The organism is Paenibacillus nasutitermitis (assembly GCF_014641075.1).
In the GTDB taxonomy this organism is placed as follows: domain Bacteria; phylum Bacillota; class Bacilli; order Paenibacillales; family Paenibacillaceae; genus Paenibacillus_Z; species Paenibacillus_Z nasutitermitis.
On sequence record NZ_BMHP01000007.1, the window covers coordinates 1 to 13,020 of the forward strand.

The following is a 13,020-nucleotide window of genomic DNA, read 5'->3' on the forward strand; positions in this document are numbered from 1 at the left end:
CGTGATTGAGCTGCAGCGGTTCAATCAAGGAAAACGAACGGTCTTCTACGGAGATATTGGCGCAGAACCGGGAATTGCGGGTCATGCCGTGCCCAATACGGTGTTCGAGTTCGGGAAAACGAGCCTGGTGCAGTTCGGGGCGCTGAACGTGGACGAAGGGGTCCGACTGGTTCTTATTGTGAATGGAACCAAAGTATTTGATTATGTGGATACAGGCGCCGGGAAAATCACCGCGCCAGGCTATTTCAGCGTGTACGCGCAGCAAGGTCCCGTCATGCTTGGCAATGCGTTCATAAGCGGCACCGGTTCCGATTCCGGCACTGATCCAATTGACGGCTATATCCAATTGCTGGCCGATTCGATCGGCAAAGCGCAGGATCTTGTCGACAACACGGAGACCGGGGAAGGTGTTAATCAATACCCGCAGTGGGCAAAAGACGACTTATCCAAAGTGATTGCGGCGAGTCAGGCTGCTTTGAACGATACGGGCAGATCTGTAGAGAGTCTTCGCGAAGCGTGGTCAGCTTTGGAATTGGCGATTAATACGTTCAGGGAAACGACCCCTGTCAACCTGGCGCTTGGCAAGTCGTCCACGGCATCATCGTATAATCCGGGATTTGTCCCGGCAAATGCTATTGACGGAGATCCTAACTCGGGCTGGGCTCCGATCGGCACCACCGAAGTCGGAAATCATTGGTGGCAGGTCGATCTGGGCATTGAATATCCCCTTATACAAATCGAGTTAGTGACGAGACAAGATGTTGATCAACCGTCCACCAGAGGGAATTTTGAAGTGCGGGCATCGAATGACCCTGATTTTGCAAGCTACACCGTGTTGGGTGAACAGAAAAGCCCGCCGCTGGATTTTAAAGCAACCTGGTCCACTTCGGTGAGTGATAAGGAAAAATACCGCTACATCCGCGTCGCCAAAACAATCAATGAATATTTATGGATTTCTGAATTGCGGGCGTTCGGAACGAATGTCGTTCCGCCTTCTACCTACACGGTGACATACGCCGTCTACGGCAGCACGGGAGGAATGGTCCCAATTGATGTCAATATCTATAAGCAAGGCGATATGGTAACCGTCTTGGGCAACACAGGAAATCTGGATAAGAAGGACTACACGTTTGCAGGCTGGAACACAGCGGCGGACGGAAGCGGAACAAGTTACGTTGCAGGCGATCGTTTTACCCTAGGCGCGGCCAACGTCACGCTGTACGCTCAGTGGACACCACAAAATCAAAATCCAGGGAATCCGGATAATCCAGGTAATCCAGGGAATCCGGATAATCCGGGGAATCCAGGTAATCCAGATAATCCGGGGAATCCAGGTAATCCAGATAATCCGGGTAATCCAGGTAATCCAGGTAATCCAGATAATCCGGGTAATCCAGGTAATCCGGGTAATCCGGGTAATCCGGGGAATCCGGGGAATCCGGGTAATCCAGGAAATCCGGGGAATCCGGGGAATCCAGGTAATCCGGGGAATCCGGGGAATCCAGGTAATCCAGAGAGTAGCGGAAATGAAGAGAATAAGCAATTGAATCCCAATGATACGGGGCTGGTTTGGAAGCCTTCCGGAGATCAACTGCAACTGAAAACGGAGAACGGCAAGACAGTGACGCTTGTCGAGGTTTCGGAGCAGCTGCTCAGACAAGTATTTGACAAGCTGAAACAAAACTCATCATCACAACGGACGCTGACAATTGAAGCCGACAACACCTCAGGCAAGCCGGTGAACGTACTGCTGCAGCTATCCACACTGTCGAAGCTGGCGAATGAAGTGGAAGACGCCAACATTTTGTTCAGATCGAATACTGCCGCTTTCCGGTTGCCATTGTCTGCCATTGATTATGATGCGGCCGCTGACGAATTGGGCGTAAGCAAAACCGACTTGAAACTGAATGTCGATTTCGGGCCCGTTACCAGTACCGAAGCGGAGTTGATTACGAAGCGTGCTCGTGATGCCGGTGTAACGATTCAGGGTCAGATTGTGAGCTTCCGATTGACGGTGGAAGGCGGCGGCAAGTCGCTGGAAATACGCTCATTTGGAAACAAGTATCTGTCTCACATGCTTATCCTCGGCGATCATGCCGATACGCAGCACTTGAGCGCAGTGACAATCGATTCGGATACAGGGGAGATGACCTTTGTTCCTGCAATGAAGAAGATGGTGAACGGAATAGTCCAACTGGAAATCATGGTGCCGCATAACAGTCTGTATGCAGCGGTCTCTTACAGTGCGACGTTCGCCGACATTCAAGATCATTGGGCTCAAAGCGATATTGAGCTGCTGGCTTCCAAATTACTGATCAAAGGCACGTCTGCCAACATGTTTGCTCCGCAAAGAAGCATTACCCGCGCCGAATTTGCCGCACTGCTCGTCAGAGCATTGGCCCTCGACACAACACAAAGCACGGCGCAGTTCGATGACGTATCTGCGGATAAGTGGTATTCCAGTGCGATCGGTGCGGCTGTCGAAGCAGGTATTGTGAATGGCGTCAGCAGCGATAAGTTCTATCCGGAGGGAGCGATCAAGCGGGAAGAAATGGCTTTGATGGTCTACAGGGCGTTGCAATTCCTCGATCAATCGGTTAACAGCGGCAGCGATTCGCCAAGCTTCCAAGACCATGACCAGATTTCTTCCTGGGCACAAGCGGCAGTGGCGGTTGCCGGGCAGGCCGGCATTATGACTGGCGACCCCTCGCTCTCGTTTCATCCGAAAGCGTATGCTACCCGGGCGGAAACAGCCGCGATTATGAAACGGTTCCTGACGCTTGTCGGATTTATGGGCGATCAATAGAAGCTCCTTTGCATGTCCGGAAGCCGGGCTCATTCGTTAATGGACAGAGCCCGGCTTCCGATATCTGCATAGCATGACAAAGCTGAAGGGGGGTGATGAATGCAATAGATCAATATGAAGTGGAGGCGTCCGATGGTTCCGATCATTCCAACATTAATGTGAAATGAGGGAGAATGAGGATGAAAATGAAAAAGATGAACATGGTCAGCGCGATCGCCATAATCGCCATTTTTGCAAGTATGCTGTCGCCTTTCATAACGAAGACGGCGGCAGAATCGAATTCCGTCTTGAATTTCAAATTTTGTTTGACCAGCGACACGCATATCCCGACGGGCTCGACAAATCTCACGAAAGCACTGCAAATATCGGTGAACGAAGCTTGCAAAGCTATTATCTTTACCGGAGATCTGACGAATGATGCTACCAATGAACAGTATGATAGTCTGATGACGATCATGAACGGGAACCCGCATCCACCAGCCTACTATGTTGTCGGAAACCATGAGTTCCAAGATACAACATATACCTTTCCCCAGATGGAGCAGCGTTTTAAGCAGAAAACAGGCGCGCCAAGCCTCTATTATGACCAATGGATTGAGGGTTATCATTTTATCTTTCTGGGAATGGAGCAAAATATAGGAAGCGACGAAGCCTATCTATCCGACACTCAACTGAGCTGGTTTGAAAATAAGCTGGCGGAGAATGCGGATTATGATAAACCGATCTTTGTCTTCCTGCACCAGCCGCTGCAGGAGACGGTAAATGGAACCTATATTAATGATAATTATGGACTTAAGGGCTGGCCGGATGGCGTCAGACAGTGGGTGCAGGTGAAGAGCATTCTGGCGAAATATCCACAGGTTATTTTTACATCGGGACATAAGCATAATCCGGCACATCTGTTTACCTCAGAGGCCACTTATGTCAATGCGGGGCCTGTTAAACCTTCGGGAGGCTCCACAGAACAGATGATGCTGTTTGAAGTAAATAACGATAAGGTGGATATAAAGGGGATTAATATCCCTACGAATAATGTTACCTGGACAGGAACGGTCCCCACGGTGTTAAATGTGTCGTCCCTGCAGCAGAATGTCACAAACGCGAATGCCCTGCTTAGCGGTTCGGATATCGGGGGAGGTGCGAATCAGTTTCCTAACTGGGCGGCGGATAATTTGCAGCAGGCGATCACCCGCTTGAGTACGCTTCTCACGATTCCAAGCACTCCCAAAGCGGATTTGGGGACTGCCCTGATGGACCTGAGGAAGGCCAAGACCGTATTTATCAAATCCCGAAATGCGGTTACCAATATTGCGCTCCATCAATCCGTTTCCACCTCGGACGGTTCGAATATCGACCAGGCCCATACGCCTCAGCAAGCCGTTGATGGCGGGATAAATTTCACCAACGGATGGAACTCCAAGTCATCGTCAACCAGCAGCGCTTGGTTTCAGATCGATCTCGGGGCTAAATCATTGATCAAACGGGTTGAAGTTGATGCCCGCCCGAACAGCACTTACGACGGGGAACGGAAAAATTTCCAGATTAGAGCCTCCAATGACCCCACTTTTGCATCCTATGACGTACTTGGCAGCGTAGGAGGAACGGCATTTACCAGTCTCACATGGGGGATTGATCTGACGACGGCAACCACATATCGATATATCAGGTATCAAAAAATGGCTACGGATTACGTGTTCTTAACGGAAATGCGGGTTTTCGGAACTGCGAAGGGGGAGTACCCGGTCAGCGGCAAGATTGTTGACGTTAACAACAATCCAATCTCGGGCGCGGCGGTGAAGCTGCATGAAATCGGGAATCCGGCGTCTTTACTGGGGACGGCTACCTCGGGGGCGGACGGATCGTATACCATTTCCCCCTCGCAACTGTCAGGTAAATATGGCGTATCTGCAGAAAAAGCATCCTATCAGAACGGTCAATCAACGATAATCGTCCCAGCGGCAGCAGTCACAAATGCGGATGTTAAGCTGACTGCAAGCGGACAGGGCAGCGTTCAGCATACATTCTACGCATCGGCGAACGGAAGCGGGTCGGCTTGCTCGCTGTCAGCGCCGTGTTCACTTACGGGGGCAAGGGATAAGGCGCGTACGGTGAACGGGAGCATGACAGGAGATATTGTCATAAACCTATTGGGCGGCACCTATACGCTGGGCTCTACCTTCAGCTTGACGGAAGCCGACTCGGGAAATAACGGCCACAACATCATTTATCAAGCCGCGCAAGGCGCCTCACCGATCATTAATGGCGCGTACAACGTGTCAGGATGGACAGCGGTTGGGAACGGCATCTACAAAGCCAGTCTTGCCAGTTACGGCTCTGTCCGTCCTCTAAGTCTATATGTCAATGGAAATCCGGCCGTTCGGGCCAGAACGCCCAATGTCGGCAGCTATAACTATGTGAAAAACTGGGATATTCCGGGTCAAAAGGTTTTACTGAACAGCAGTGAAATTTCGAACTGGAACAACTTTGGCGATGTGATGCTGGTGGTCAAGAAACATTGGAACGAATCCAAATTGAGGCTGTCTTCGTATACGGTGAGCGGGAGTGTCGCTTCCGTTACCGTCAAAAGTCCGGAACAAGCCAACAATTTCGGTTTATCATGGCCGAACATGGAAACCGCAAGCGACTACCAACAGAATTACTTCTTTGAGAATGCAATGGAATTTCTGGATGCTCCAGGCGAATTTTATATCAACAACAGCACCAACGAATTGTTCTATATGCCGCGAGAGGGAGAATCGATGGCATCGGCATGGGTTCAGGCGCCGAATTTGCAAACCGTTATGCGTCTGCAAGGTTCGTCGCTGAATAATCCGATTCACAATGTACAATTCCAGGGAATCCGTTTCGAAGGGTCCACATATACCGGGCCGTCCAATAACGGTTATGTAGGGATCCAAGCGGGACATTCCGTGGAGCTTAACATGCTGCCGGGTGGAGTAGAATTGAAAAATGCGGAATCGATTCGGTTTGAAAGGAATACATTCCAAAAAATGAGCGCTTCGGGACTCTCCCTGGTTTCGGGCACGCACAATAACTCCATTATCGGAAACGTATTTAAGAACATCGGAGGCAATGGCATTCAAGTCGGCGCCTCGATCTCGCAAAGCCCCGCCGATTACCGGGAAAACAGTAAAAACGATACGGTACAGAACAACTATATTACATCGATAGGCCAATATTATACGGGTGGCGTAGGTATTTTCGCAGGCTATGTAGACAGTATGACAATCGAGCATAACGAGGTGGCATACAATCCGTATACGGGCATCAGCATAGGCTGGGGATGGACCAATCAGGATACCGGGCTGAAAAACAATCGGATCCGGTACAATAATGTTCATCACAACTTGCAACACCAGGACGACGGTGCCGGCATCTATACGCTTTCCAAAGCGCCAGGCACGCTTATTGACGAGAATTATATTCACGATAATATTAAAGGCTCCTATCACGAGCCGCGGGCGTGCGATTTCGGAACGCCTATCCCGGCCTGCTATCCGATTGCCGGTATTTATATGGATCAAGAAAGCAGCGGCATGAGCGTGAATAATAATGTGATAGTCAACGTGCCTAATAAAATCAATTTGGGTAACGGAGTGCCGGCTCTTCCGAATACATTCTCGAATAACGATGGTACTTCTGCGACGACGATCAGCAATTCGGGAATCGAGTCCGCCTATCAAGATATCAAATCGGGCAACGCGCCGACCGAGCTTGCACAGGGGAAAACGGCAACGGCTTCCACTTCCAATCCAGGGTACGGACCTGGCACGGCGGTAGATGGAAACAACAGTACGGGGTGGGCTCCGGCAGGAACAACCGGAACACCGAATCATTGGTGGCAAGTGGATTTGGGGGCTTCCCGGACGATTAAGCAGGTCAATGTTGTCACAAGACAAGACGTAGACCAGCCTTCGACAAGGAAAAATTTTGAGGTAAGGGCCTCCAATGATCCTAATTTCGGAACCTATGCCGTAATGGCAACTCAATCATCATCAGTTTTGCCGTACAAATCGACATGGATCACGCCCGTTTATAACAATGCTTCCGACTATCGCTACATTCGTATTGTTAAAACATACAATGAGTATTTCTTTATCTCGGAGTTGCAAGTGTTTGGCTATTAATATGCACATGCAGGCAAGTCAGTAAACAGTCGCTGGGATGTGCGTGTGCGAGGCAATGGGAACGGATTGTTCATCACGGGAAGAAAGCCGCCGATCCTTAGGCGGCTTTCTTTTTTTTTGAAAGGCAGGGGAGAGACGCTCTGTTGTTCGTAATCACACGAGTATTTCATGGTGGAGCTTACGGACGAGGAAGGCCGCGAGGTCCCGCTTCCGGACAGCACTTGCCTGATTGTGATTGAAAAAGCAAAGCGAAGATGAACGCGCCCTGCCAAAGCAGCTGTCCTTGGTCACAACTAAAATTAAAGAAAAAGGCTCCTTCATGAGTGCAAAATATACGGAATAACGATAAAATGGACATTCAAACTGACAACAGTGTGTGCCCCTTTTTCTCTACAGAGTTGTCGTTTTTCCAATAAGCGAACGGATGAAGGAGAGGATCATATTGCGGACGGACATCTATAATTGGGTGCCGATTACGGTATCTGAAGTGAGTGGAATTTTCTCGGATATTCCTGTTAAGTGGGGCATAGGCGGGGGGTGGGCATTAGATTTGTACCTGGGCAAGCAGTCGAGGGCACATGCCGATATCGATGTCATCCTGTTTCGGGAGGAGCAATTAACGGCCTTCGCTTATTTATCGAAAGATTGGATATTATATAAAGCGGAGAACGGGAAGCTGACTCTATGGAATGAAGGAGAATTCCTGGCGAGCACCAATGATATATGGGTATGCAGGGACGATGAATCGCCTTGGGCATTCCAAATCATGTTTGTAGATACGGAACATGACTTTTGGATCTACAAGAGAGAGAAATCCATTCGGAGAGAAGTGAAGGATATATTCACAGAGACAGGGGGAGGAACGCCATACCTGAAACCGGAAATTCAGCTACTTTATAAAGGCGGGAGTGCTGAAATTAGAGAAAAGGATCAAAAAGACTTTCTGAAAGTATGGCCTTCTTTATTGCCGCAAGCAAAAGAATGGCTGAAATCATCATTGAACATTCAATTCCCAAATGGACATCCATGGGCGGATTCGATTGAAAATAAAAATTTCTGACGGGCTCCTTGCCGAAGAATGGGCAGCCGGTATTTCCAGCCTTTCACTCCATGAGCCGTTCCCCCACATCCCCGCCATTTGTGATATGCTCACCTATAGAAAACCCTTCATTCATTGAAAGCGCTTCAAACAACTTCGAAAGGGGATCATCCTCTTGTTCTGGAAATGGTTCTCGCTCTGGCGAACAATCCGGCTTCCCCAGAAGCTGCTAATGGTTTATATGCCATTAATTATTCTTCCGGCAGCGGCCGGAATTTATTTGATGACGCAGAGCTATACAAGCTCCAGTAAGCAGATTTCCGCCGATTATTCCAAGGATTTGCTCAGCCTGATGGTGCTCAAAATCAATGACCGCCTGAGCGGTTACGAGCATTTGAGCCGGCAGATTATGACCGATGAAAGCCTGCAGAAGCTGATTCTGACGGAACCGGAGTCGTCGTTTGAGAAGCTGCAGATCCAGAATGAAATCAATAAGAAGCTGAACGTCATTTGGCAGGGGGACGAGCAAAATAAATATGTGCTGAGCATCAAGCTGTCTGCGGGCCAGGAAGTTTACACATACGGGAAAAATATGGTGGACGGCTACCGCACGGAGGACCCGGCGTATATCAAAGGCCTGGAGCAGGCGGCAGGCGGCAGCGCATGGTTCTACCCGGAGACGTTCTCGGATGGTTACCGGGAGACCGTGGCGTTCAGGCTGGGTCGCGTCATCCGCAGCACCAATCTGTCTCCGCTCGGATATTTGACGGTAGCGGTGGACGCTCAGGCGGTCACCTCCATCTTCGACCAGACCCAGTTCCGCGACCGGGTGCAGCTGCAATTGCTTGCTCCCGGCGGGCGTATCCTGCTCGACAACGGCGTTACGGTTCCCAAAGAAGACAAGAAGGTCATCACCTACCAAGAGAAAAGCTTGAAAAATAACTGGTCTCTGGGTGCGATCATGTCCCTGGAGCCGATCTACAAACCGATCTATCAGGTGAGCCGGCAGGCTTTGTTTATTGTCGCCGGCTGTATCGCGGTAGGACTCGCGGTTACCCATTTTATTGCCGTCGATCTGGTCATTCCGATCCGTATTCTGATGCGCAATATGAAGCTTGGCGTCAAGGGCGTGAACCCGAAGAGCCTGCGCCGCTTCAGGGGAGCGGTTGAAATTGTGGAAATGAATGATACATTTATTTCCGTCATGTACGAAATCGAGCAGTTGATCCGGCAGGTGGTGAAGGAGCAGCAAATCAAGCAGTCCGCGGAAATCCGTGTACTGCAGAATCAGCTGTCGCCCCATTTTCTGTACAATACGCTGAACTCCATCCGCTGGATGGCGATGATCGAGAAACAGGATCATATCAAGGAGATGATTGATTCGCTGAATCATCTGCTCTCCTACTCGATCAGAGGCACAGGCCAGCCGGTTAAGCTGCGCGAGGAGCTGGCGGTGATGGAGGACTATGCCAAAATCCAGCAGGTGCGTTATCAGCATTTCCGGCTGATTATGGATGTGGAAGAACCGCTGCTGAATACGGAGGTATTGAAATTTCTGCTGCAGCCTTTAATCGAGAATGCCCTTATTCATGGCATTTCCAATAAAGTGGAGCAAGGTGAAATCCGGATCGGCGCTTTGCTGGACAAGGATACGCTGGAGCTGAGCGTTGCCGATAACGGGGCGGGCATGAAGGCTGCCAAGCTGGCAGCCTTGCAGGAGGAGCTACATCACAGCACGGAGAATGCCGTCCATCTGGGGCTGCGGAATATTCATGAGCGGATCCAGCTTCATTACGGCAAACGTTACGGTCTGGAAATCGAGAGCGTGCCGGATCACGGTACGAAGGTGCGTCTGCGGCTCCCTTTTCAGGAAATATCCGGTTTGCCGGAAACCGCGCTTTAAGTCAGGACCATTCTAGCTGGAGGTAAGAGGCAATGCGCAAAATCATGATTGTGGATGACGAGACGCTCGTCAGGATCGGCATGCAGACGATTATCGATTGGGAGAAAGAAGGGTACCTGCTTACAGGGGTATACAGCAGCGGGGAAGAGGCGCTGGAGGCGGTCCATGCCCATCCGCCCGATGTGATCATGACCGATATCCGGATGAAAGGAATGGACGGTTTCGCGTTAATTGACGCCGTGAAGAAAAAATATCCCCGAGTGCAGTTTATTATTTTGAGCAGCTACGAGGATTTTGAATACACCCGGCAGGCAATCCGCAAAGGCGTTCATGACTATATCCCCAAGCACCGGATGGAGCCTGCAGATCTCCTGCAAATCCTGAACTCGTTGACGTATAAAGAAGAAACCGGCCCTGCTGTGGACCCGCTTCTTGCAGAGAAAGAAGAGCTGCTGGAGAAGGCGGGTGAGCCGGGCTGCGTGCTTAATGCCGCTCATTTCCCGCTGTTGTACAACTCTCTGATGGCAAAAGGCGGCGAGATCCGATGGATCCGCATGACCTGCATGTCAGAGGACAAGACCATCGGCGCATCGGTCCGAAAAGCGTTCCATGCGCTGGCAGCCGAGCTGCTGGGACGATGGAAGCAGGTGGAGCTGCTGGGCATCAGGGGGGATGCGCTGGAGGGGCTTGCCGTTTATCCGGAAATGGGTGAAGAACCGCCCGAGGAGCTGACGGGCAGGTTGTTCAACGAGCTGGATCAGAATATCCGGGAGAAGCTGAATCTTCGTACGGTGCTCGGGGCAAGCCGGCGGTTTGCGCTGGCCGGATTCCAGCCGCTGCTGGCCAGGCAGGAAGCGGAAGCAGCCTCCGGAAGATTCTTCTACGATGGCAGCGGCGTCTATCGGGCGGAGGACGCAGCTGCGGGTACCTTAACGGAGGAGAAACGTTATGCGTTGTACAAAACCGCCAAGCAGCTGATTGCTTCGGATCGTTTCGAGGCATTTAACGAAGCCTGGTTCCGCCGGGTGAAGGAAGAAGCGGGCGCGCAGCCGACGCTTAGCGAGTGGCATGGTTTTGCCGATATGATGCACACATTGCTGCTTGACATGCTGATCGATAAATACCAGCTTCAAGAAGCTGCGATTCAGAGTCATATGGAGCGTTTGCAGGTTTCTCTGGCGAAGATCAAGGGGGCGCAGACCTTCAACGGCTTTGGAGCGGGCATGATGGAAATGATCACAGGCATGAAGGCCGTATCGGCGGAGCTGCAGCAGGAGCGGGGCTGGATACGGAAAATTTCGGAATGGCTGGAGTCGCGTTATACCGGCCCCGTCCGTCTGGAAGACGCCGCCGAATGCGTTAATTTCAGCACGGGTTATTTCAGTCAGCGGTTTCATCAGGAGACCGGCATGGTTTTCACCGATTATGTCGCGCAGCTCCGTATTCGCAAAGCGATCGACTTGATGCGCACAACCGGCTATTCGACGGAAGAGATCGCGCACCGGGTAGGCTTCGTCAACGCCAATTATTTTGTCCGCGTGTTCAAGAAGGTAACGGGCCGCACGCTCTCCGAGTTCAAGAATCAGGCGAAGGAGCCGGAAAGCTGAATATCCGATAGCAGAATATACAAATTTGGAATGACCCCGCCCGCACTCCCTGAAATAATGGAATCAGACCCGTAAACCGCTGCATGGAAGGAGGCAGCGGTTTGCTTTACGATCAATGTAGTCCCGTTTTTGCCGGGCTGAACCATAAATGATAAAAAGGTGGGATTGATTTTGAACATGAAAAAAAGACGCTCCCTGCTTGTGCTGCTTACCTTGTTTCTGAGCGCTGCGCTGCTGCTTCAGGGCTGCGGTTCGAACGCCAAGAACGACAACGGCAATACGTCGGGCAGCACGACGGAAAAGGGCGAAAATGAAAGCGCTCCAAAGGGCGGCCCGGTGACCTTGAAGGTGTGGGGTGACCTGGGCAATCAGGCCGTGCTTGAAGAGCCGTACAAAAAAATAAACGAAGCCTTCATGGCCAAAAACCCCGACATCAAAATCCAATACGATTTTGCCCAGAATGACCAGAGTCTGAACGTGGCGCTGCAAGCCAATGAGCTGCCCGATCTGTTCGTTGTGCAGGGCAACAAAACGCCGCGGATGAAGGAGATGGTAGGCCAGGGTTTCCTGCTTCCGCTGGACGATTACAAGCTGGATACGAGCCGTTTTGCAGAGGGTGAAATTGACTATGCCACAGTCGATGGAAAAATGTATTCGGCGTTGCCGTCCTTCACGGATACGCAGTTGGTCTACTACAACAAGGAGCTTTTCGAGAAGAACGGCATCGGCGAGCCGGCCAACTGGGACGAGTTCGTACAGGCGCTCGATAAGCTGAAAGCGGCTGGCGTTACCCCAATCTCCATGCCGGGCAAATCGGAATGGGACCGCTCCTGGCTCGTTTATGCCATGAGCTCGGCGCTCGCTAACGATGCGCTGAACGCCGTCCTCAAAAGCGGCGGCAAAGTAACGGATCCCGCACTTGCCAAAGCGCTGCAGAATTACCGCGATTTCGCTGAGAAAGGCTACTTCGGCAAAGACTTTATCGCCAACGACATGGCAGGCGCACAGTTTGCGTTCACCAACGGGAAAGCCGCTATGATCGTGGACGGCACCTGGAATAATCAGACCTATGCCTCATCCGGTCTGAATGTCGGCCGCTTCATTCTGCCAAACGCGGAAGGCAAGAAAATCGCCGCCGCCAGCTTCAGCAACTTTATGACTTATGCGGTATCCGCCAAATCCGAGCATCCGGATCAAGCTGTCAAATATATCGAGTTCCTGAACAGCCTGGAGGCTCAGCAAATTCTTGAGGATGCGACAGGGCTCGTTCCGACCCTGAAGGATATCACGGCGAAGAATGATGAAGTGAAGGAGCTGGGTAATTTCGACGAGGCCGGTCCTGCGATTTATGCGGTCATGTCCGCCTTGGCTTCGACCGATTCCAATACGGCCGATATTCTGATGAAGGATGTTATTCCGAAGCTGTTTACAAGCAAAATTACAGGTGAGGAAGCCGTGAAATTACTCGACGAATCGGCGACTTACACCGATTAAGCAAAAGAAGAAACGAGCTGCAT

General features: G+C 51.1%; 7 protein-coding genes. 6 read left to right on the top strand and 1 reads right to left on the bottom strand.

Going from position 1 to position 13,020, the window contains the following annotated elements; all coding sequences use genetic code 11:
• The 5 genes from IEY46_RS29840 to IEY46_RS29860 form a co-directional block, all read left to right on the top strand.
• A partial coding sequence (locus IEY46_RS29840; protein ID WP_188998082.1) for an S-layer homology domain-containing protein occupies positions 1-2,806 on the top strand: 2,806 nt, incomplete at its 5' end.
• 179 nt (positions 2,807-2,985) lie between these two features.
• Positions 2,986-6,954: a discoidin domain-containing protein gene (locus IEY46_RS29845; RefSeq protein WP_188998085.1), complete on the top strand. Its 3,969-nt coding sequence runs from the start codon at positions 2,986-2,988 to the stop codon at positions 6,952-6,954.
• A 442-nt stretch (positions 6,955-7,396) separates the two neighbouring features.
• A complete protein-coding gene (locus IEY46_RS29850; protein WP_188998087.1) occupies positions 7,397-8,014 on the top strand; it encodes a nucleotidyltransferase domain-containing protein in 618 nt (205 codons plus the stop codon).
• A 154-nt stretch (positions 8,015-8,168) separates the two neighbouring features.
• Positions 8,169-9,896 carry a cache domain-containing sensor histidine kinase gene (locus tag IEY46_RS29855; RefSeq protein WP_188998090.1) on the top strand — a complete coding sequence of 576 codons (1,728 nt, stop codon included), beginning with the start codon at positions 8,169-8,171 and terminating at the stop codon, positions 9,894-9,896.
• Between the two features lie 32 nt (positions 9,897-9,928).
• Positions 9,929-11,503, top strand: coding sequence for a response regulator transcription factor (locus IEY46_RS29860; RefSeq protein ID WP_188998093.1), 1,575 nt, complete (start codon positions 9,929-9,931; stop codon positions 11,501-11,503).
• On the opposite strand, the gene IEY46_RS29865 is transcribed toward IEY46_RS29860, so the two are convergent.
• Complete coding sequence (locus IEY46_RS29865; protein WP_188998096.1) at positions 11,479-11,682, bottom strand: hypothetical protein; 204 nt, start codon at positions 11,680-11,682, stop codon at positions 11,479-11,481. The two genes, IEY46_RS29860 and IEY46_RS29865, sit on opposite strands and share 25 nt — an antisense overlap.
• Between IEY46_RS29865 and IEY46_RS29870 the strand changes: the two genes are divergently transcribed.
• Positions 11,681-12,997 (top strand): ABC transporter substrate-binding protein, encoded by a 1,317-nt coding sequence (locus IEY46_RS29870; protein WP_229750659.1) that lies wholly within the window; start codon positions 11,681-11,683, stop codon positions 12,995-12,997. The genes IEY46_RS29865 and IEY46_RS29870 overlap by 2 nt on opposite strands.
• Positions 12,998-13,020 lie beyond the last annotated feature (23 nt).